The 20,223-nt window shown below is 72.8% G+C and carries 19 protein-coding genes; 12 read left to right on the top strand and 7 right to left on the bottom strand.

From position 1 onward, the window contains the following. Positions 1–33 precede the first annotated feature (33 nt). Genes ACGFML_RS09020 through ACGFML_RS09010 form a run of 3 tightly spaced genes read right to left on the bottom strand, consistent with a single transcriptional unit; the run spans position 34 to position 2,551 of the window. The gene (locus tag ACGFML_RS09020) at positions 34–978 is read right to left on the bottom strand and encodes an ABC transporter substrate-binding protein (RefSeq protein WP_393541549.1); all 945 of its coding nucleotides are present in this window, start codon (positions 976–978) and stop codon (positions 34–36) included. Beyond that, positions 975–1,481, bottom strand: a complete 507-nt coding sequence (locus ACGFML_RS09015) for a GNAT family N-acetyltransferase (protein ID WP_393541547.1) — start codon at positions 1,479–1,481, stop codon at positions 975–977. Before ACGFML_RS09015 ends, ACGFML_RS09020 begins: the two co-directional genes overlap by 4 nt. Beyond that, positions 1,478–2,551 carry an LLM class flavin-dependent oxidoreductase gene (locus ACGFML_RS09010; protein ID WP_393541545.1) on the bottom strand — a complete coding sequence of 358 codons (1,074 nt, stop codon included), beginning with the start codon at positions 2,549–2,551 and terminating at the stop codon, positions 1,478–1,480. The genes ACGFML_RS09015 and ACGFML_RS09010 overlap by 4 nt, the downstream gene beginning before the upstream one ends. Positions 2,552–3,029: 478 nt before the next feature. On the opposite strand from ACGFML_RS09010, the gene ACGFML_RS09005 reads away from it, so the two are divergent. The 11 genes from ACGFML_RS09005 to ACGFML_RS08955 all read left to right on the top strand — a co-directional run bounded on the left by ACGFML_RS09005 (position 3,030) and on the right by ACGFML_RS08955 (position 15,578). Next, the gene (locus tag ACGFML_RS09005) at positions 3,030–3,902 is read left to right on the top strand and encodes an amino acid ABC transporter permease (RefSeq protein ID WP_393541543.1); all 873 of its coding nucleotides are present in this window, start codon (positions 3,030–3,032) and stop codon (positions 3,900–3,902) included. Next, entirely contained in the window at positions 3,899–5,797 is a 1,899-nt protein-coding gene (locus ACGFML_RS09000; RefSeq protein WP_393541541.1) for an FAD/NAD(P)-binding protein, read from the top strand. The genes ACGFML_RS09005 and ACGFML_RS09000 overlap by 4 nt, the downstream gene beginning before the upstream one ends. Before the next feature lie 8 nt (positions 5,798–5,805). Continuing rightward, positions 5,806–6,705: an amino acid ABC transporter permease gene (locus tag ACGFML_RS08995; RefSeq protein WP_393541539.1), complete on the top strand. Its 900-nt coding sequence runs from the start codon at positions 5,806–5,808 to the stop codon at positions 6,703–6,705. Next, the gene (locus ACGFML_RS08990) at positions 6,702–7,481 is read left to right on the top strand and encodes an amino acid ABC transporter ATP-binding protein (protein WP_393541538.1); all 780 of its coding nucleotides are present in this window, start codon (positions 6,702–6,704) and stop codon (positions 7,479–7,481) included. Before ACGFML_RS08995 ends, ACGFML_RS08990 begins: the two co-directional genes overlap by 4 nt. 11 nt (positions 7,482–7,492) lie before the next feature. Next, entirely contained in the window at positions 7,493–8,482 is a 990-nt protein-coding gene (locus tag ACGFML_RS08985) for an ABC transporter substrate-binding protein (protein WP_393541537.1), read from the top strand. A 23-nt stretch (positions 8,483–8,505) separates the two neighbouring features. Continuing rightward, positions 8,506–9,543 (top strand): LLM class flavin-dependent oxidoreductase, encoded by a 1,038-nt coding sequence (locus ACGFML_RS08980; RefSeq protein ID WP_393541535.1) that lies wholly within the window; start codon positions 8,506–8,508, stop codon positions 9,541–9,543. Then, complete coding sequence (locus tag ACGFML_RS08975) at positions 9,543–10,928, top strand: NtaA/DmoA family FMN-dependent monooxygenase (RefSeq protein WP_393541533.1); 1,386 nt, start codon at positions 9,543–9,545, stop codon at positions 10,926–10,928. The genes ACGFML_RS08980 and ACGFML_RS08975 overlap by 1 nt, the downstream gene beginning before the upstream one ends. Beyond that, entirely contained in the window at positions 10,925–11,719 is a 795-nt protein-coding gene (locus ACGFML_RS08970; RefSeq protein WP_393541531.1) for a DUF1684 domain-containing protein, read from the top strand. Before ACGFML_RS08975 ends, ACGFML_RS08970 begins: the two co-directional genes overlap by 4 nt. Before the next feature lie 282 nt (positions 11,720–12,001). Next, entirely contained in the window at positions 12,002–12,904 is a 903-nt protein-coding gene (locus ACGFML_RS08965) for a S1 family peptidase (RefSeq protein WP_393541530.1), read from the top strand. A 254-nt stretch (positions 12,905–13,158) separates the two neighbouring features. Continuing rightward, positions 13,159–14,124 carry a slipin family protein gene (locus ACGFML_RS08960; RefSeq protein WP_393541529.1) on the top strand — a complete coding sequence of 322 codons (966 nt, stop codon included), beginning with the start codon at positions 13,159–13,161 and terminating at the stop codon, positions 14,122–14,124. Positions 14,125–14,504: 380 nt separating this feature from the next. Continuing rightward, entirely contained in the window at positions 14,505–15,578 is a 1,074-nt protein-coding gene (locus tag ACGFML_RS08955; protein ID WP_393541527.1) for a S1 family peptidase, read from the top strand. An 83-nt stretch (positions 15,579–15,661) separates the two neighbouring features. Here the strand turns inward: ACGFML_RS08955 and ACGFML_RS08950 are convergent, their stop codons facing one another. From ACGFML_RS08950 to ACGFML_RS08940, 3 genes are all read right to left on the bottom strand, one after another. Then, the gene (locus ACGFML_RS08950; protein WP_393541525.1) at positions 15,662–16,459 is read right to left on the bottom strand and encodes a metallophosphoesterase family protein; all 798 of its coding nucleotides are present in this window, start codon (positions 16,457–16,459) and stop codon (positions 15,662–15,664) included. 123 nt (positions 16,460–16,582) lie between these two features. After that, complete coding sequence (locus ACGFML_RS08945; RefSeq protein ID WP_393541523.1) at positions 16,583–17,023, bottom strand: subtilase-type protease inhibitor; 441 nt, start codon at positions 17,021–17,023, stop codon at positions 16,583–16,585. Positions 17,024–17,339: 316 nt separating this feature from the next. After that, positions 17,340–18,014 (bottom strand): TetR family transcriptional regulator, encoded by a 675-nt coding sequence (locus ACGFML_RS08940; RefSeq protein WP_393541522.1) that lies wholly within the window; start codon positions 18,012–18,014, stop codon positions 17,340–17,342. A 105-nt stretch (positions 18,015–18,119) separates the two neighbouring features. On the opposite strand from ACGFML_RS08940, the gene ACGFML_RS08935 reads away from it, so the two are divergent. Beyond that, on the top strand, positions 18,120–18,890 hold the full coding sequence (locus ACGFML_RS08935) for an SDR family NAD(P)-dependent oxidoreductase (protein WP_393541520.1): 771 nt from the start codon (positions 18,120–18,122) through the stop codon (positions 18,888–18,890). Positions 18,891–19,004: 114 nt separating this feature from the next. Here ACGFML_RS08935 and ACGFML_RS08930 read toward each other — a convergent pair whose 3' ends face one another. Then, on the bottom strand, positions 19,005–20,054 hold the full coding sequence (locus ACGFML_RS08930) for a DUF3533 domain-containing protein (RefSeq protein WP_393541518.1): 1,050 nt from the start codon (positions 20,052–20,054) through the stop codon (positions 19,005–19,007). Positions 20,055–20,223 lie beyond the last annotated feature (169 nt).

Genomic DNA, 20,223 nt, shown 5'->3' with positions numbered 1-20,223 from the left:
TACTCCTGGGAGGGGGTCCGCCCGCCCCGTTCCTCACCGGATCTCCGGCGGCGAGATCTGCGAGGTCTTGATCGCGGAGGGGCCGGTACCCCACTTCTTGAGGATCCGGTCGTACCCGCCGTCCTTCTTCAGCCGGTTCACCGCGGCCTGTACGGCGGGTGCCAGCGGCGTCCCCTTCTTGAACGCGAAGCCGACGTCCAGCCGCTTGAACTCGCCCAGGAACCGCAGCCCCTGCTGCTGGCGCACCGCGTAGCGCAGCCCGTTGATGGTGCTCATCACGACGTCGGTGCGCCCCTGCTGGAGCGAGATCCACAGCGCGCCCTGCTCGGCGTACGTCTTCACGTCGTAGGGCTTCTTTCCCGCCTCCCTGCACAGGTGACGGTTCTCCTCCAGCGTGGCCTCGAAGGTGGTGCCGGCGCCCGTGGCGACCGTCAGCCCGCACAGTCGGCGCAGCGAGGTCACCTTCTTCAGCGGGCTGTCCTTGCGGACCGCGAAGCCCTGGCCGTCGTTGATGTACGTGACGAAGTCGATGGTCCGGCGGCGCTCGTCGGTGACGCCGAAGTTGCCGGTCCCCAGGTCGTACCTGCCGCTGCCGAGGGCGGGCAGGATGGCCTCGAAGCCGGCCACCTCGCGTCGGAGGCGGATGCCGAGGACCTTGGCGACCGCGTCGGCGAAGTCGACGTCCTGGCCGGCCAGGGTCCTGCCGTCGGCCAGGTAGGTGGCGCCGGGCGGGGTGCCGACGCTGACGGCGAGGGAGAGCGTGCCCCGCTTGCGGACGTCGGCGGGCAGCAGCCGGGCGGCGGCCGGGTCCTTCCTGATGCCCGAGACGACATCCGTGGTCGGGATCTCGGCGGCCGCCCCGCCCGTCGGGCCGCCGGCCGCCGGCTCGCCCGAGCCGCAGGCGGTGAGCGCCAGGACCGCGGTGGTCAGGAGGGCGGCGGCGCGCAGCGCGGCGGTGCGGGGCGTGGTTCCGGTCATGGGCGCGGGTTCTCCAGAGGCTTCTCGAACGGCAGGGGGCCGATGGACTCGGGGGCGGCGGTCAGGTCGAACAGCGGGCGGTAACCCGCGGCGAGATACAGGCCCTTGGCCTCGGGCTGGCGGGGGCCGGTCGTCAGGTACAGGCGGGTGTAGCCGTGGTCGGCGGCCTCCCGTTCCAGCGCGTCCAGCACCTGCCGGGCCAGGCCGCGCCGGCGGTGCGCGGAGTGCGTCCAGATCCGCTTGAGCTCGGCGGTCCGGTCGTCGTACCGGCGGTAGGCACCGCCGGCGACGGGCTCGCCGTCCTCCAGGAGGAGCAGGAAGGCGCCCCGTGGCGGGGCGAATTCCTCGGCCGGGTACTCCAGGCCGAGGTCGACCGGCCGCTGGTAGCGGGTGCGGTACTCGTAGGTGAGCTCGTCCAGCAGGGGGCGGGCGAGCGGGTCGGTGACGGTGGTGTGCAGCACCGTCGGGGCGGTGATCGGCAGCGGCCGGGGCGCGGCGGTCACCGCGCGGCCTCGGGTACGGGGAGGGGAGCGGCCGGCCACGGCAGCTGGTCGGGCAGCTCGGAACGCAGCCGGGGCAGCACCTCGGCGGCGGTCAGCCGGAGCACGTCGGCCTTGCGGTGGAAGGGCAGGCCGGCGCTCTCCACGGAGAAGAACTGCAGCGTGTGGCCGTAGGCGTAGTGCTGCTGGAGGATTTTGTCGGTGATCCGCGCGGGGGAGCCGACGAGCATCGGGCCGTGGTCGGCGGCGTCGTCCAGGGTGCGGAAGGGGGTGTTGTTGCCGGGCACGTCACGGGCGGCGACGGCGGTCTCGTAGTACGGCGCGAAGTCCCGGCGGGCGGTGCGGTCGTCGTCGGCGGCGTAGAGGATGCCGCCGGAGCCGACCACGGCGGCCGAGGGATCGTGACCGTACTCCGCCCAGCGTGCGCGGTAGTGGTCGATCAGCTTGGCGTAATTGGCCACCGGCTGGATGGCGTTGGCGGCGAAGAGCGGATCCCCCCACAGGGCGGCCAGCTCCACCGAGCGTTCGCTGGTGGCGCTGCCGTGCCAGATGGTGGGCGGCTGCCGGTACGGGCGGGGGAGCACGGTCACCTCATCGAGCGGCGGCCGGAAGCGGCCCGACCAGCTGACCTTCTCCTCGCTCCACAGCCGTCGCAGCAGCTCGTAGTTCTCCTCCTGGAGCGCGTACTGGTCGGCCACGTCGCGGCCGAACAGCTGCCAGGGCTCGGGGGCGTTGCCCTTGCCGATGGTCAGCTCCAGGCGGCCGCCGGAGAGTTGGTCGACGGTGGCGTAGTCCTCGGCGACCCGGACCGGATCGAGGGTGGAGAGCACCGTCACGGTGGTGAACAGCCGGATGCGACGGGTGCGGGCGGCGATCGCGCCGAGTACCGCCGGGGGTGAGCTGGACAGGAACGGCGGTCCGTGCCGTTCCCCGACGCCGAAGGCGTCGAATCCCAACTCTTCTGCCAGTACGGCCAGTTCGACGACCTCGCGAAGACGTTCGGAGGGGGTCGGGAGATGTCCGGACACCGCGTCCGGAACGTTGTCGATCAAGGTCATGACGCCGAAGCGCATACCGCGCCCTTCTGTGAGCGGGCCGAGGAAAGGGGTGGGGAGGGTGCAGCGAGGCGGAAGCCGGGGTGGTGCGAGGGGAGGGTGCGCCGGACGGCGGCGCGAAGTGTGAAGGCGCGGTGACGGGAAGAGAACCGCGAAACGGCCCGGCCTCAGCGGCGACGGGCTTCAGGGCAGGGGGTCAGCTCAACAGGACGACGACCACACGCGACCGAAGTCGATGTGGTCGCGGGTGACCAGCCGCTGCCATGAGTACATGGGCACAAGTGGAACAGGCATCCGTTTCCGCGTCAACCGCCGGTCACCGCACCGCTCACAGTGTGGACGGCCTTGACAACGTGCCGTGTTCACCCCATAGCCTCAAGGCCGGTCGTGCTGAGGGGCGCGGCCACCTCGCACGACTGCGTTCCGCGCACCGTGCACCGCCTGTGTGAAGGCGTTCCACTCCCGTGTTCGATCTCTGCATCCACGGAGCCTTCGCATGTCTTCCGACACCCTCGACGGCCTTGGCGCCCGCGCCGAACCCGCCCCGCCGCCCGGCGCCCCCGCCCCCGCCGTACCGCGCATCGTGCCGCGCCGCCGCACCGGTCAGTGGACCGCGGCCGCCGCCGTCCTCGTCCTGCTGGCGCTCGCCGCCCTGTCCGTCGTCCGCAACGACGCCTTCCAGTGGGGCGTGGTCGCCGACTACTTCCTGACCACCGCCGTCCTGCGCGGCCTGGGCCTGACGCTCTGGCTGACCGTGCTGGTCATGGCGCTCGGCTTCGTCCTGGGCACCCTGTTCGCGACCATGCGGCTGTCCGCCAACCCGGTGCTGCGCGGGGTCAGCTGGGGCTACGTCTGGCTCTTCCGGTCGACGCCGATCCTGGTGCAGCTGCTGTTCTGGTTCAACATCGGCGCGCTCTATCCGACCGTCCTCGGCGTCAAGACCGTCAACCTGCTCAGCCCCGTCGCCATCGCCGTCATCGGCCTCACCCTCCACGAGGCCGCCTACGCCACCGAGGTCGTCCGCGGCGGCATCCTCTCCGTCGACAAGGGGCAGCTGGAAGCCGCCCAGTCGCTGGGGCTGGGTGCCTGGCGACGGCTGCGCCGGATCGTGCTGCCGCAGGCGATGCGGGCGATCGTGCCGCCGGCCGGGAACATGCTGATCGGCACCCTCAAGGGCACCTCCATCGTCAGCGTGATCGCCGTCCAGGACCTGCTCTACTCCGTCCAGCTGGTCTACCACCGCACCTATCAGGTCATCCCGCTGCTGCTGGTCGCCACCCTCTGGTATGTCGCCGTCACCTCGGTGCTCGGCGTCGGCCAGCACTACCTGGAGCGGCGCTACGCCCGCGGGACGACAGGTGCCCGGTGACGCCCCCCGCGCGGGCCTCCGTGGTGATCGTCGGCGCCGGGCCGCGGGGCACCGGACTGCTGGAGCGGATCGTCGCCAACGCCCCCGAGCTGTACCGCGGCAGGCCCCTCGACCTGCACCTCGTCGATCCGTATCCGCCCGGCGGCGGCCGGATCTGGCGGCACGACCAGTCCCCGCTGCTGTGGATGAACTCCACCGCGCAGGACGTCACGATGTTCGCCGACGAGAGCGTGGAGCAGGCCGGCCCGCTGCGGCCCGGCCCCTCGCTCGCCGAGTGGGCGGATGCCGTACGGTCCGGCGACATCCTCCTCGCACCCGGTGCGGCCGACGCCGTCGAGGCGCTCGGGCCACGGGACTTCCCCAGTCGGCGGCTGCAGAGCGGGTATCTGCGTTGGGTGTACGAGCGGTCGGTGGCCGCGCTGCCTCCTGGCATCGCGGTACACGAGCACCGCCACCGGGCCGTGCGGGTCACCGGGCCGCGCGACGGCCGGCAGAAGGTGTGGCTGCAGGGGCGCCCGGCGCCGCTCCCCGCCGACCTGGTGGTGCTGACCCTGGGGCATCTGGAGTCCGAACTGCCCCAGGAGCAGCAGGAGTTGAGTGCATTCGCCGGCCGCCACGGTCTGACGCACCTGCCGCCCGCCTTCACCGCCGACACCGACCTGAGTGCGCTGCGCCCCGGTGAACCGGTCCTCGTGCGCGGCTTCGGGCTGGCCTTCGTCGATCTGATGGCGCTGCTGACCGAGGGGCGCGGCGGCGAGTACACCGAAGGCGCCGACGGGACACTGACCTACCGGCCCTCGGGGCGCGAGCCCGTGCTGCACGTCGGGTCGCGGCGCGGCGTCCCCTACCACTCCAAGATCGGTTACGAGTGGACGGGCGAACGCCCGCCGGTGCCCCGCTTCTTCGGCCCGGAGCAGGTCGACGCGCTCCTCGCACGCCCCGCACGGGCGGCCACCCGCCCGACCGGGGACGAGCCTGCGGGCCCCGACTTCCCGCGCGACGTCCGGCCGCTGATCGACAAGGAGCTGGGCTTCGCCCACTACCACCGGCTGTTCACCGCCCACCCCGAGCGCACCCGGATGAACTGGCCGGACTTCGAGGAGAGGTACGCCGCCGCCGACCCCGGCAGCGCCGCACTCCGGGCCCTGGTGGGCGCCGCGGTCCCGGACCCCGCCGACCGTCTCGACCTGGACGCCCTGGACCATCCACTGGCCGGCGTCCGCTACCCCGACGGCGAGGCCCTGCAGGAGGGGCTGCGCGGCTACATCGAGGCCGACCTCGCCCGCCGCCACGACCCCGCGTACAGCCCCGACCTCGCGGTCTTCCTCGCCCTGCTGTCGGTCTACGGCCAGCTGGTACGGGTCGGCGACGGTGGCCCCTGGTGGCACGGCTTCTTCAGCTATCTCGCCTCCGGCCCGCCGGGACCGCGGCTGCGGCAGCTGCTCGCGCTCTCCCGGGCCGGGGTGGTGCGGTTCCTCGGTGCGGACACCACCGTCACCGCCGATGAGCGGCGCGGGGTGTTCCGCGCGCAGAGCGCCAGTGTGCCGGGGGAGTCGGTCGAGGCCCGTGCGCTGGTGGAGGCGCGGCTGCCGGAGCCCACCGTCGCGCGCACCGGCGACGCCCTGCTGCGCGCCCTGCACGCCGACGGTGCCGCCGAGACGCCCGCCGGACTGCTGGCCGTGGACGCTGCCGACGGCCGGATCCTGGACCGTTCCGGCCGCCCGCACCCGCGCCGCTTCGCCCTCGGGCCGGGCACCGATGCCCGGGCCGGCGGCGCCTTCGCCCGCCCCCGTACCAACGCACCCGCCTTCCGCCAGAACGATGCCACCGCCCGCGCCCTGCTCGCCTTCCTCCCGGACCGGACCACCCCGCCGGTCCCCGTGCCCGCCCCCTAAGGACCGCCGTGACGCTGACCCGTGATCTCCCCGCCGGAAAAACCGCCCCCGAGCGCGCCGGCCCGCCGGAGACGGAGGACCCCGCCGCCCTCAAGGTCGTCCCCGTACGCCACCCCTGGCGCTGGGTGGCCGTCGCCGTCACGGCCGTACTGATCGCCCAGTTCGTGCACGGCCTGGTCACCAACCCGGCCTGGGAATGGGAGGTGTTCGCCCAGTTCTTCACCGCGCAGACGGTGCTCAAGGCCGTCTGGACCACCCTCCAGCTGACCGTCTACGGCACCGCCCTCGGTTTCGCGCTGGGCATCGTGCTGGCCTTCATGCGCCTGTCCGCGAGCCCCTTCCTGCGCTGGGTCGCCTTCGGCTACATCTGGGCCTTCCGCTCCATCCCGCTCATCGTCCAGCTGCTGTTCTGGTTCAACCTCGCCTATCTCTACAAGCGCCTGGACTTCGGCATCCCCTTCGGCCCCGGCTTCTTCCACTTCGACACCATGGGGCTGGTCGGCGCGATGGGCTCCGCGGTACTCGGCCTCGCGCTGCACCAGGCCGCCTACGCCGCGGAGATCGTGCGCGGCGGGGTGCTCGCCGTGGACGGCGGACAGTTGGAGGCCGCCGCCGCACTCGGCATTCCCCGGCTGCGGCAGCTGCGCCGCATCGTCCTCCCGCAGGCCATGCGCTCGATCCTGCCGAACGCCACCAACGAGGTGATCTCCCTCTTCAAGGGCACCTCCATCGTCTCCGTGATGGCGATCGGCGAGCTCTTCTACCAGGTCCAGGTCATCTACGGACGGAACGGCAGGGTCGTCCCCCTGCTGATGGTGGCCACCGCCTGGTACATCCTCCTGACCACCGTGCTCTCCGTCCTCCAGCACTACGTCGAACGCCACTTCGCCAAGGGAGCCACCCGATGAGCACCACGACCGCCACCCGCGCGATGGTCGAGATCCGGTCCGTCCACAAGAGCTTCGGCGCGCTGGAGGTGCTCAAAGGGGTCGACCTCGCGGTCCGTACCGGAGAGGTCACGGTCGTCCTCGGCCCGTCCGGCTCCGGGAAGTCCACGCTGCTGCGCACCATCAACCACCTGGAGAAGGTCGACAGTGGCACGGTGAGCGTGGACGGCGCGCTGGTGGGCTACCGCCGCTCCGGCGACAAGCTCTACGAGCTGCGCGAACGCGAGATCCTCAGGCAGCGCACCGACATCGGCTTCGTCTTCCAGAACTTCCACCTCTTCCCGCATCTGACCGTGCTGGAGAACATCGTCGAGGCGCCGATCGCCGCGCTCCGCCGGCCGCGGAAGGACGTCCTCGCGACGGCGGTGCAGCTGCTGGAGCGGGTCGGGCTCGCCGACAAGGCGGACGCCTACCCCCGCCGGCTCTCCGGCGGCCAGCAGCAGCGGGTGGCCATCGCCCGCGCGCTGGCGCTGGAGCCCAAGCTGCTGCTCTTCGACGAGCCGACCTCGGCGCTCGATCCGGAGCTGGTCGGCGAAGTCCTCGACGTCATCAAGGACTTGGCGCGAGGGGGCACCACGATGATCGTCGTCACCCATGAGATCGGCTTCGCCCGTGAGGTGGCCGACACCGTCGTCTTCATGGACGGCGGGCGGATCGTCGAACAGGGCACCCCCGGCGAGGTCCTCGACAACCCGCGCCACGAGCGCACCAAGTCCTTTCTCTCCAAGGTCCTCTGAGCGACCTGACCATGAGGAGTCACACCGTGAACCGCCGCCGTACCCTCGCCGCCGTCCTCGCGCTCGCCGCCGGCTCCACCGTGCTCACCGCCTGCGGCGGCGGTGACGTGGCGGGCCGGCGCGTCGCCGCCCCGGGGAAGCCGGGAGCGAAGATCAATATCGGTCCCGACCAGCACCGCATCCACGGGACGAAGGACCCGAAGGCCGCCGCCCTGCTGCCGGAGCGGGTGCGCAGGGCCGGCACGCTGCGCATCGGCGTGGATGCCACGGGAACGCCGCCGCTGGACTTCCACGCCACCGACGACAAGACCCTCATCGGCGTCGAGGAGGACATCGCCACGCTCGTCGCCGACACCCTCGGCCTCCGGCCGCGCTTCGAGCCGCTGTCGTGGGAGAACCTCTTCGTCGGGCTCGACAGCGGCAAACTCGACGCCGTCTTCTCCAATGTGACCGTCACCGAGGAGCGCAAGGAGAAGTACGACTTCGCCACCTACCGCCTCGACCAACTGGCGATGGAGGCAAGGAAGGGCAGCGGCTGGCGGGTGCGCGGCGCCCGGGACGTCGCCGGTCGGACCATCGCGGTCAGCAGCGGCACCAACCAGGAGAAGATCCTCGTGGACTGGAGCCGGGAGAACGAGAAGGCGGGCCGCAAGCCGGTCGACATCAAGTACTTCCAGAAGAGCTCGGACACCTATCTCGCCCTCCAGTCGGGCCGTGTCGACGGCTACTTCGGCCCGAACCCGTCCGCCGCGTACCACGTGAACACCGCGGGACAGACCGAGATCGTCGGCACCTTCTCCGGGGGCGGCAGCACCGTCCGGGGCAAGATCGCCGCCACCACGAAGAAGGGCAGCGGGCTGGTGCGGGCCTATGCCGCCGCGCTGCAGAAGGTCATCGACAACGGCCGCTACGGCAAGGTGCTGGCGCGCTGGGGGCTGACCGAAGAGGCGCTGAAGACGTCCCAGACCAATCCGCCGGGCCTGCCCCGGACGGCGAACTGACCCCGCGCGAGAAAGGCCCCCTCATGCCCGAATCCCCGACCCCGCTCCGGCTGGCCGTCGCGCTGGACGCCCCCCGGCCGGATGCCACGGCCGTCCACGACGCCGCGTACCATGTCGCCCTCGCCCGCCTCGCCGAGCGCGGCGGCCTCGACTTCCTGACCCTCGGCGACGGCTTCGCCCGGCCCGGGCTCGACGCGCTCGCCGTACTGGCCAGGGTCGCGCCCGCGACCGAACGCATCGGCCTGGTCCCGACCGTCACCACCACCCACACCGAGCCGTTCCATGTCTCCACCGCCGTCGCCACCCTGGACTGGGTCAGCCACGGCCGGGCGGGCTGGACGGTCGGGGTGTCCACCACCGCGGCGGAGGCGGCGCTCGTCGGCCGCCGGGCGGCCGCTCCGCCCACCGACGTCTGGCGGGAGGCGGGCGAGGTCGCCGATGTCGTCGCCCGGCTGTGGGACAGCTGGGAGGACGACGCCGAGATCCGCGACCGGGCCACCGGCCGCTTCCTCGACCGGGACAAGCTGCACTACGTCGACTTCACCGGCTCCACCTTCAGCGTCCGCGGCCCGTCCATCGTTCCCAGGCCGCCGCAGGGCCGGGCCGTCACGGTCGTCGAGGTGACCGGTGCGGGCGACTCGGCCGACGAGGCGGTGCGGGAGGTGGCCGCCGCACACGCGGACGTGGTGCTCGTACGGGTCGAGGACCCGTACGCCGCCGGCGCGGCCCGCGCCGAACTCCGCGAGCGGGCCCGCGCACACGGCCGCGACCCGGACCGGCTGCTGGTGTTCGCCTCGCTGCCCACCGAGCTGCACTCCGCCGACGATGCCGCCGGGCTCGCCGATCTGATCGGCGACTGGTACGCGGCCGGCGCGGCCGACGGCTTCCACCTGCGGCCCGCCGACCCGGCCCGGGACCTCGCCCGGCTCGTCGAGGGCACCGTTCCGCGGCTGCGGGACCGCGGGCTGCGGCGCCGCGAGCAGCTCGGCGGAACGCTCCGCGACCACCTCGGCCTGGCGCGCCCCGCCAACCGTTACTCCCCTGCCCGAGAGGCCTCGTGATGAGCCAGAGCCGTAGCGGCCCGGACCGCAAGCAGATCCACCTGGCCGCCCACTTCCCCGGCGTCAACAACACCACGGTGTGGGGCGACGCCCTCGCCGCGGGCCAGGCCACCGCCTCCGGCCGGGACGCCGCGGCGGACTCCCCCCTCGGGAGCCAGATCGCCTTCTCCTCCTTCGCGCATCTGGCCCGTACCGCCGAGCGCGGCCTGTTCGACTTCTTCTTCCTCGCCGAGGGGCTGCGGCTGCGCGAACACAAGGGCCGCATCCACGACCTCGACGTGGCCGGCAGACCCGAGTCGATCACCGTGCTCAACGCGTTGGCGGCGGTCACCGAGCGGCTCGGCCTGGCCGCCACCGTCAATGCCACCTTCAACGAGCCCTATGAGCTCGCCCGCCGGTTCGCCTCCCTGGACCACCTCAGCGGCGGCCGGGCCGCCTGGAACGTCGTCACCACCTCGGACGCGTTCACCGGCGAGAACTTCCGCCGCGGCGGCTACCTCGACCGGGCCGACCGCTACTCCCGGGCCGCCGAATTCCTCGATCTGACACGGCAGTTGTGGGACTCCTGGCCCGCCGGAGGCCGCCCGGAGCCGGTCGACCACCGCGGCGCCCACTTCACCGTGCGGGGCGAGTTCACCGTGCCGCACAGCCCGCAGGGCCACCCCGTCGTCATCCAGGCGGGGGACTCGCCCGAAGGGCGGGAGTTCGCGGCCTCCGCCGCCGACGTGATCTTCACCCGGCACAGCGGTCCGGAGGCGGGACGTGCCTTCTACGCCGACGTCAAGGGCCGGCTCGCGGCGTACGGCCGCCGGCCGGACGACCTCAAGATCATGCCGGGTGTCACCTTCGTCCTCGGCGACACCGCGGCGGAGGCCCAGGAGCGGGCCGCCGAGATCCGCCGCCGGCAGGTCTCCCCGCAGAACGCGCTGCTCGCGCTGGAGCAGGTCTGGGGCGTCGACCTGTCCGCGTACGACCCGGACGGACCGTTGCCGGACATCGACCCGGATCCGGGCAGCGAGCTGGCCCAGGGCCGGGTCAGGATCGCCGATCCGAAGGCCGTCGCCGACCGCTGGCGCGCACTGTCGCGCGCCAAGGGCCTGTCCCTGCGCGAGACCGTGATCGAGACCACCGGGCGGCAGTCGTTCGTCGGGACGCCCGCGGCCGTCGCGGCGGAGATGGACACCTTCGTGCAGACCGGTGCGGCCGACGGATTCATCCTCGTCCCGCACCTGACCCCGGGGGGCCTGGACGACTTCGTCGACCGGGTCGTGCCGCTGCTCCAGGAGCGCGGCGTCCACCGGACGGAATACCGCGGCCGCACGCTGCGCTCGCATCTGGGGCTGCCGGCGTCGGCGCGCCCGGTAGGGGAGGACGGACGTTCATGAGCACCACGCACGCACACGCACTCCAGGAGTGGCGGGACTGGCGCGAGCAGCGCCTCGCAACGATCTCCGCGCCGTACGGCCCGCTGGCGCTGACCGGTACCCACTGGCTCGCCGACCATCCGGACGGCCGGATCGAGGGACTGCCGGGCACCTGGACGGCGGACGGCGACGAGGTCGTGCTGCGGGCCGCGGAGGGGGACCGGCTCAGCGTCGACGGCCGGCCCGCGGCCGGCGAGATACGCCTCGGGCCGGACCGCGCACCGGACGCCACCCGTGTGGCGCAGGGGGAGCGGCACCTGCTGGTGCTGCGCCGCGACGGCCGGTGGGCGGTACGCGACTTCGACCCCGGCTCCGCCAACCGCCGCGACTTCGCCGGCACAGCCGTCTACGACCACGACGAACGCTGGGTCCGGCCCGGTCTGTTCCGGCCGTACGGGGAGCGGCGCAGCGTCGAGGTGGCCCACGCCGACGGTGCCCGGCGCGGCCTCGGCCTGGCCGGTGAGCTGGCCTTCACCCTGGACGGTGACGGGCACACCCTCCAGGTCGCGGTCGAGGACGACGGTTCGCTGTGGGCAGTGCTCGCCGACGCCACCAGCGGTACGGAAAGCCACCGCTTCCGTTTCCTGCGGTCGCCCGCGCCCGCCGCCGACGGCACCGTCACCGTCGACCTCAACCGCACCCTGCTGCCGCCCTGCGCCTTCGCCGACCACTTCCTGTGCCCGTTCCCGCCGCCCGGCAACACCCTGCCGTTCGCGCTGCGGGCCGGTGAACAGCGCCGCCTCCCACGCTGATCCGCCCCCTCGGCGACCGAGGGGGCGGCCGCCGCCCCGGCGGTTCCGGAGGGATTTCCCACGGAGTGCGGGGCGGTGTCGCGTACCGCCGCCCGCTGACCTGCCGTCATCCGACGGATCGCGGACGCCCTCTTGCGCCGTGGGGGCGGCGCACCGGACACTCCGGTCCAGCGCTTGTCAGGGGCACGCTGAAAAGACACCGTGCGGATTTCCGCGTGCCCTTCGGCTGCGCCTCACCGGGCCGCCCACCGGCGGCCCAGACATCCCCCTCGGAGGAATCACGTGAGGAACGAGCGCACCACCCCCCGCAGCAGCGGCGTAGCGAGACGCACCCGGCTGATCGCCGTGGCGTCCGGACTGCTGGCCGTCGGCGCCGTCGCCGTACCGGCCGCGAGCGCCCAGGACCCCGCCCCCGCAAAGACGTTCAGCGCCTCCCAGCTCTCCGCCGTCGGCGGCGCCGTGCGCGCCGCCGACGTCGCGGGCACCGCCTGGTCCGTGGACCCGACGTCGCACACCGTGGTGGTCACCGCCGACCGCACCGTCTCCCAGGCCGAGATCGCCCGGATCGAGCGGGCCGCGGGCGGCAACGCCGGCGCGCTGCGCATCGACCGGATCTCCGGCACCCTGCGCAAGTTCATCTCCGGCGGCGACGCCATCTACGCGCCCAGCTGGCGCTGCTCGCTCGGCTTCAACGTCCGCAGCGGCAGCACGTATTACGCCCTGACCGCCGGTCACTGCACCGACGGCAACCCGCCCTGGACCACCGGCTCCGGCGCGAGCATCGGCCCGACCGCGGGCAGCAGCTTCCCCGGCAACGACTACGGCATCATCAAGTACACCGGCTCGGTCTCCCACGAGGGCACCGTCGGCAGCCAGGACATCACCAGCGCCGGCACCCCGACCGTCGGCCAGTCGGTCACTCGCCGCGGCTCGACGACCGGCATCCACAGCGGCAAGGTCACGGGCCTGAACGCCACCGTCAACTACGGCGGCGGCGATGTCGTCTCCGGCCTGATCCAGACCACCGTCTGCGCCGAGCCCGGCGACAGCGGCGGCCCCCTCTACTCGGGGACCAAGGCCCTGGGCCTCACCTCCGGCGGCAGCGGCGACTGCACCTCCGGCGGCACGACGTTCTTCCAGCCCGTGACCGAGGCGCTCAGCGCCTATGGCGTGAGCGTGTACTGACCGACACCTGAGTGTGTGCTGACCGACTGAGTGTGTACCGACCGGCTCGCTCGTGAGCGTGCGCCGACCGGCCGGACACGACGAGGACCAGCGAGGCCGGCAGAGGGCCCCCGTCCGCCGGCGGACGGGGGCCCGATCGCGTTCCGGACACCCTTCGGCCGCCTCGCCGAACCGGGCATACCATGTAAAAAAGCGCCATTCGGGCCGACGGGTTCGCATGGCGAACGGCTTGTGCCCGAGGTCAGGGGGCCGTGATGGTCGAAGAACTGGTGACGGCCGGGGTGGCGCTGGCCGCCTTCGGCGCGGTGTACGTCGTCGCGGCGGCGCGCGTGGTCAAGCAGTACGAGCGGGGCGTGGTGCTGCGCCTGGGGCGGCTGGCCTCCGAGGTGCGCCAGCCGGGATTCACCATGATCGTTCCGGGCGTCGACCGGATGCGCAAGGTCAACATGCAGATCATCACGATGCCGGTGCCCGCCCAGGAAGGCATCACCCGCGACAACGTCACGGTCCGGGTCGACGCGGTGGTCTACTTCAAGGTCGTCGACGCCGCCGACGCGGTCATCCGGGTCGAGGACTACCGCTTCGCGGTCTCACAGATGGCGCAGACCTCGCTGCGTTCGATCATCGGCAAGAGCGAGCTGGACGATCTGCTGTCGAACCGCGAGAAGCTCAACCAGGGGCTGGAGCTGATGATGGACAGCCCGGCCATCGGCTGGGGCGTGACCGTCGACCGGGTGGAGATCAAGGACGTCTCGCTGCCGGAGACCATGAAGCGGTCGATGGCCCGCCAGGCGGAGGCCACCCGCGACCGGCGCGCCCGGGTGATCAATGCCGACGCCGAGCTGCAGGCCTCGAAGAAGCTGTCCGAGGCCGCCGCGGCCATGTCCGACCAGCCTGCGGCGCTGCAACTGCGGCTGCTGCAGACCGTGGTGGCGGTCGCCGCCGAGAAGAACTCCACCCTTGTCCTGCCCTTCCCGGTGGAGCTGCTGCGCTTCCTGGAGCGCTCCGGCCTCCAGGCCCAGGCGCAGACCGTACAGGCGCAGGAGGAGCGGTCGCAGGAGCGGCCGCAGCGGGCGGCCGCCGCGGACGGCGAGGCCCGCGAGGGGGCCGGGGACGCTGCCGGCGCCCTGGAGGACGGGATGCTCGCCGCGCCGGCCGAGCTGCCGGATCTGCCTCCGGTGGACGGCCTCGACGTGGGGCGGGGCGCCGGGAGCGGATAGCCGGGCCGACGGCGACCGACCGCCGCACCTGCCACCGGGCGGGTGCGGCGGTCGGTCGCTGAACGGGCCCGGACAGCCGCCGGGGGTGGTTTCCGGCCAGGCGCAGTCCGTCCGCAGTCAGGAGCCCCGTGCGCGGATATCGGCGTGCCCGCCATGTGATGAAAGTGTGAACTCCCGGATGCGGGACCGGTACTCGGTCTTGTGCACGAGTGAGGTGGATGGGAATACTCGGCTCCGCAGGTTGGCATGGACGCGATTACCCGGAGCGCTGTTGCGGAGTGCTGCTACGCCGGGCGGAACGTTTGTGTCCCGATTCCTCATACTCTCGGGCCCGCACTTCTCCCCACAGAACGGGCCCGTCCCCCACGGGAGGCTCTGAGTTGAAGCACCGACGCATACCCAACCGGCGCGCGGTCCTGGCAGGCGCGGGCGCGCTGGCCCTCGCCGCCACCGCCACCGTCACCCTGGCCAACGCCAACGCGGCCCCTGCCCCGACCACCCCCACGGTGGCCAAGCTGACCTCCACGGCGGCGACCACCCTGGCATCCCAGCTCAAGACCGGCACGGCGGGTGCCTACTACGACGCCCGGGCCAAGAAGCTCGTGGTCAACGTCGTGGACGAGGCCGCCGCCAAGGTCGTCCGCGCGAAGGGGGCGCAGGCGAGACTCGTCAAGCACTCGCTCGCCCAGCTCGACGCGGCCCGGCAGACGCTGAAGTCGAAGGCGACCATCCCCGGCACCTCCTGGGGCGTCGACCCGGTCGGCAACCGCATCGTGGTGACCGCCGACCGCACGGTCAAGGGCGCCAAGCTGGAGCGACTCACCAAGGTCACCAAGACCCTCGGTGACAAGGTCCAACTCCGGCACAGCAAGGGCAAGTTCACCCCCTTCATCGCCGGTGGCGACGCGATCTGGGGAAGCGGCGCCCGCTGCTCGCTCGGCTTCAACGTCGTCAAGGACGGCCAGCCGTACTTCCTGACGGCCGGCCACTGCGGCAACGCGATCAAGAGCTACTCCGACAAGCAGGGCGGCTCGGAGATCGCGACCACCGAGGACTCCAAGTTCCCGGGCGACGACTACTCCATCGCCAAGTACACCGCGGACACCCCGCACCCCAGCGAGGTGGACCTCTACAACGGCAGCAGCCAGAAGATCACCAAGGCCGCGGACGCCACGGTCGGTGAGAAGGTGCAGCGCAGCGGCAGCACCACCCAGGTCCACGACGGCACCGTCAAGGCCCTGAACGCCAGCGTCAACTACCAGGAAGGCACGGTCGAGGGCCTGATCCAGACCGACGTCTGCGCCGAGCCCGGCGACAGCGGCGGCGCCCTGTTCGACGGCGAGTCCGCGCTGGGCCTCACCTCCGGTGGCAGCGGCGACTGCTCCGGCGGCGGCGAGACCTTCTTCCAGCCGGTCCCCGAGGCCCTGGAGGCCGAGGGCGCGCAGATCGGCTGACCTGCGCCACGGCACCACATCCGCGAGCGGTACGGCCCCGGACCTGTCGAGGTCCGGGGCCGTACCGCTGCCGCGGCGCCCGGTCAGTCGTCCCTCCGCCCGTCCCCGGGTCCGAACGCAGCCAGCGCCTCCTCGGCCGAAGGCCGGGCCCGGACATAGGTGTCCGCCCACGCGGCCGCCCCGGGGAGGTCCGACTCCCGCGCGATCCGCTCGCAGGCCGCGTCCTGGTCGAAGGGCGTGTGCCGCAGCGTGACCGCCCCGCCGCCCGGCCCCAGCAGCGCCCAGTGCGCGCCCGCCCTGCCGTAGGGCATCCCGACGCTGCCGGGATTGACCACCAGCCGCCCGTGGGTGAGCCGGACGAACGGCATATGGGTGTGTCCGCAGACCACCGTGCGGACGGCGTCGGGCACCCCCGCGAACACCTCGGCCCAGCGGTCTCGCCGGGAGTCGACCAGTACCACCTCCGTGTCGTCGCGCGGTGTGGCGTGGCAGAAGAGGACGGGCCCGAGCCCGGCCACCTCCAGGGTCACGGTGGCGGGCAGCGACCGCAGGAGGTCCAGCTCGTCCGGGCGGAGTCGGGTCGCCGCCCAGCGGTCGACCGGGTCCGTCCCCGGCTGCGGGTCCGCCATCTCGCGGTCGGCGTTGCCCCTGATCCACACCGCCCGGTCGCCGAGGGCGCGCAGCAGTTCAAGCGTCTGCCGGGGGAACGGCCCGGCGAGCAGGTCGCCGGTCAGGACGATGCGCCGGGCGGCCCGCACCTCCGGCTCGGCGAGCACGGCCTCCAGCGCCGGCAGCGCACCGTGGATGTCGGAGAGGACGGCGACCCCGGCATCGGCCGTCGTGCCGTACGGCGGGGCTGCGGGGAGATCGGGTTCGGCCATGGGCGGAGCCTAAGGGCCGTCCGCGAAGCCCCGTCGTCCACCGGGAGGGTGGGGACGCGGCGGCGCGTACGCAGAGATCCCCGGGCGCCGCCGTCCGGCGCCCGGGGATCTGGTCCGTCCGCCTCAGAACCGGAAGACCGAGCCCTGAGTGGCGTTCATCGTGCAGGCGTTGGCGAAGGTGTAGGTGTACGACACCCGGCGGCCCTGCCAGACGCCGTCCGCGGTGACCACGACCGGGTTCCACTCCTTGGTACACAGTCGCTCCGTCACGGTGCCGGTGACGGCGTTGAAGTCACCGGCCACCGAACGCAGCTGGGTGCAGGCGGCTTTGGGGCTGGGGTGGCTGCCGGTCGCCCGCGGCATGCAGCTGAGGGTCACCGCGCGCTCGACCGTGGCCGTCGCGCGGTCCTCGCCCTGGCCGACGGTCAGCACCAGCTCCGTCGGGGCGTACAGCCCGCCGGAGCGAAGGGGCTGCGCCGGGGTCGTGGCCGCCTGTGCGGTGGTGGCCAGCGAGCCGAGAACCAGCGCCGCGCCGAGTGCGATCGCTCCAGAGATGTACCGCATTGACGAACTCCTTTGTCCGTTGCTTCGGATGACGGTCGGGAGTCTGGACCCATCGGCACGCCGCGTGCACCTCGGCCGATCGCTTTGAGTCGTTAGGGGAAAGCACTGAGTAATGGCGCGAACAAAAGCGGTGGAGTTGTGTCAAAAGTGTGACCGCGCGGTGGGCGGCCAGCGGGGATGCCGTACCGGTGATCGCGCCGCGAGGGAGATCAATCACGCCAGGAGCGCAAGGTTCCGGCCACCGACCGGTCGTTCGGCAGGGCGTCGATCTCCGGCGATTGGCCGAAGAGGAGGGCCGGAGGAGGTCTCCGTATGACTACGGGGCCACGAAGTGCTCCCCGTTGCGGGCGTCCAGCTCCGGCAGCCCCGCCGTCAGGGCCCGCATTCCACGGGCCACCAGCTCGGCCGGCCCCTGCGGCCCGTCCTCGGGGGCGTCGCCCGCGGCCCACTCCTCCACCGCGACCCGCATCGCGGTGTTCGCGGCCGCCGCGGCCAGGCGAACCGTCAGCGGGTCGGCGCCCGTCAGTCGCGCCAGGACCGGGACCAGTGCCTCCTCGGAGTCGTGGTGCACCCGGTGCCAGACCCCGCGTAGCGCCGGATCCCCGGGCATCGCCCGCAGCAGTCCCCGTGTCCACTGCAGCGCCTCCCCGGCCGGGGCGTCGGCGGGGGTCAGCGCCCGGCGTGCGGCCCGCTCCAGCGTCGCGCGCACCGGCGGTGCGTCGGGCCCGTCGGCCGCGGCGAGGTCGTCGATCCAGTCCCGCACCCCGACGGCGAGCAGCGGTGCCACCGCGTCCTCCTTGGTGCGGAAGTAGCGGTAGAAGGTGCGCAGTGCGACGCCGGCCGCGCGGGCGATCTCGTCGGCGGTGACCGCGGCGCCGCGCTCCGCGAACAAGGCGGCCGCGGTGCGGGCGATCTCCAGCTGGGTCTCGGCCTTGCGTCGCTCGGTCAGCGAGGGGCGGGCGGGGGAGGAGGGGCGGGGCGCGGTGGGCATGGGATCAGCTTACGGACCCGTGACAGAGTGGCGCGACATGCAAGGATGGCACATTGTGCCAGACAGGCGTACGGTGCGACGGAACCTCGAGAACGGAGCAGCACCATGAACCGCTTTGACGGCCGCCGCGCACTGATCACCGGAGCCGGCTCGGGCATCGGCCAGGCCACCGTCCACCGGATCCTCGCCGAGGGCGGCCGGGTCGTCGCGGCGGACGTCGACGAGGCGGGTCTCGCGGCCACCGCCGACCGGGCCGCCGCGGACGGCGTCGCCGACCGGCTGGTGACGGCGCCGCTGGACATATCCGACGAGGCGGCGGTCCGGGCCGGCGTCGCCGCCGCGGTCGCCGGCCTCGGCGGCCTGGACGTCCTGGTCAACGCGGCCGGCATCCTGCGCTCCTCGCACACCCACCTGACCACCCTGGACTTCTTCAACAAGATCATCGCGGTCAACCTGACCGGCACCTTCCTGATGATCCGTGAGGCGCTGCCCGCCCTGTTGGAGGGCGATGCGCCGGTGGTGGTCAACTTCAGCTCCACCTCCGCCTCGTTCGCGCACCCGTACATGTCGGCGTACGCGGCCAGCAAGGGCGGCATCCAGTCGATGACGCACGCCATCGCGAGCGAGTACAGCAAGCAGGGGCTGCGCGCGGTGTGCGTGGCGCCCGGCTCCATCGCCAGCGGGATGACCAGCGGCCGGGGTCCGGGGCTGCCCGAGGACGCGGACATGGGCCTGTTCACCAAGCTCGCCCCGGCCATCGGTCAGGGCTTCGCCGGCCCGGAGACCGTCGCGGGCGTGATCGCGATGCTGGCCTCGCGGGACGGCGCGTTCATCACCGGTACCGAGCTCCGCATCGACGGCGGCACCCACATGTGAGCCCTGCGCAGGGCTGATTCGGGCACCGGCGGGAAGGGCGCGGTGCCCGTGCGTGCGGCGTCGGGAGGGGCGTGGCACGCGCGGGCGCCGTGCCCTTTCGGTGCGGGAGGTGCGTCACGCTCCGGTGCGCCGCGTACCGCCGTTCCCGCGGAGCGTCGCGAGCACCGTGGTGACCAGGACGCCGCCCACCGCCCAGGCGGACAGCACCAGCAGCGACCCGGTCACGGCGTGGCCCCGGAAGTACGCGACGGAGCGCGCCGCCCAGGTGCCGGCGCCCGGTGGCAGTGCCGGGCCGATCGCCTGCCAGAACGGCGGCAGCAGCGGGTAGGGGTAGGCGCCGCCCGCGCTCGGGTTGCCCAGCACCACGATCACCAGGATCGCCAGGCCGATGCCGATGACGCCCATCAGTGCCTGGAAGGCCAGCGTCGTGGCCCCGACGGCGAAGACGACCAGCGCCCCCAGCCCCCACAGCCCCACGATGCTGCCGGGCAGTGCGCCGAGCACCGGGGCGACGACGATCGCGCCCGCCAGCCCGGCGACGATCGCGTAGAGCGCGAGCGCGGCCAGCCGGATGATCGCGCGCGCTCCGTTGGCCGGGCGGGCCCCGGCGCTGATGGCGAGGATCGCGGCGCACAGATAGCCGCCGACGCACCACCCCACGACGAGATAGAAGGACGTCAGGCTGCGGGCGTCACCGGTGGCGGCCGGGGTGACGTCCACCGTGCGCACGGTGCGCTGCTGGGACTTCTCCGCCGCCCGCACGATCAGTTCGACGGCCTGGGAGAGCGAGGCGCCGCCGCCGCTGGCCACCAGGAGCCGGTCGGTGGTGCCGCGCGGATCGACGATCAGCGCGGCGTCGATCGTCCGGTCCGCGATCTGCTGCCGTGCCCGCCGCTCGGAGGCGACCGTGCGGGGGGCGAGCGGCGACCCCGGCAGCCGGTCCAGCTTCGCCACCAGCTGCCCGCCGCTGCGCGCGGGGGCGACCACACCGAGCGGCACATCCGTCGCCTTGGGGGCGTGGAAGGCGCCCGCGTACGACGCGATGAACGCGATCATCAGACCCAGCACGCCGCCCACCATCAGCGCGGCCCGGGTCGTCACCGCGTCCTTGACCTCCTCGCGGAAGGTGAGGCGGGTGGGGGATCCGTCATCGGTGGTGGCCATGTGCCGCTCCGTTCGGGGCGCGCCGGGGCTTTTATCTGCTTTCTTACGGTGTCCCATTTCGCCGGAGCGATGGTGGGGGCGCGCGGGTCGAGCGGGGCCGATCGGCGGACGGCGCCACCGCCGGGGTTCGTCCTCGGCGAGTGTTCGTACGAATGTTCGAGTTACGCGT

The organism is Streptomyces sp. NPDC048650 (genome assembly GCF_043199095.1).
GTDB lineage: Bacteria > Actinomycetota > Actinomycetes > Streptomycetales > Streptomycetaceae > Streptomyces.
The sequence above is the reverse complement of the archived record's forward strand: the minus strand, read 5'-3'. Positions and strand labels throughout refer to the sequence as shown.

Coding starts and splice junctions, on each gene's coding strand:
- ACGFML_RS09020 (WP_393541549.1), bottom strand. CDS start 978: ATGACCGGAACCACGCCCCGCACCGCCGCGCTGCGCGCCGCCGCCCTC.
- ACGFML_RS09010 (WP_393541545.1), bottom strand. CDS start 2,551: ATGCGCTTCGGCGTCATGACCTTGATCGACAACGTTCCGGACGCGGTG.
- ACGFML_RS09005 (WP_393541543.1), top strand. CDS start 3,030: ATGTCTTCCGACACCCTCGACGGCCTTGGCGCCCGCGCCGAACCCGCC.
- ACGFML_RS08990 (WP_393541538.1), top strand. CDS start 6,702: ATGAGCACCACGACCGCCACCCGCGCGATGGTCGAGATCCGGTCCGTC.
- ACGFML_RS08985 (WP_393541537.1), top strand. CDS start 7,493: ATGAGGAGTCACACCGTGAACCGCCGCCGTACCCTCGCCGCCGTCCTC.
- ACGFML_RS08980 (WP_393541535.1), top strand. CDS start 8,506: ATGCCCGAATCCCCGACCCCGCTCCGGCTGGCCGTCGCGCTGGACGCC.
- ACGFML_RS08975 (WP_393541533.1), top strand. CDS start 9,543: ATGAGCCAGAGCCGTAGCGGCCCGGACCGCAAGCAGATCCACCTGGCC.
- ACGFML_RS08970 (WP_393541531.1), top strand. CDS start 10,925: ATGAGCACCACGCACGCACACGCACTCCAGGAGTGGCGGGACTGGCGC.
- ACGFML_RS08960 (WP_393541529.1), top strand. CDS start 13,159: ATGGTCGAAGAACTGGTGACGGCCGGGGTGGCGCTGGCCGCCTTCGGC.
- ACGFML_RS08950 (WP_393541525.1), bottom strand. CDS start 16,459: ATGGCCGAACCCGATCTCCCCGCAGCCCCGCCGTACGGCACGACGGCC.
- ACGFML_RS08945 (WP_393541523.1), bottom strand. CDS start 17,023: ATGCGGTACATCTCTGGAGCGATCGCACTCGGCGCGGCGCTGGTTCTC.
- ACGFML_RS08940 (WP_393541522.1), bottom strand. CDS start 18,014: ATGCCCACCGCGCCCCGCCCCTCCTCCCCCGCCCGCCCCTCGCTGACC.
- ACGFML_RS08935 (WP_393541520.1), top strand. CDS start 18,120: ATGAACCGCTTTGACGGCCGCCGCGCACTGATCACCGGAGCCGGCTCG.
- ACGFML_RS08930 (WP_393541518.1), bottom strand. CDS start 20,054: ATGGCCACCACCGATGACGGATCCCCCACCCGCCTCACCTTCCGCGAG.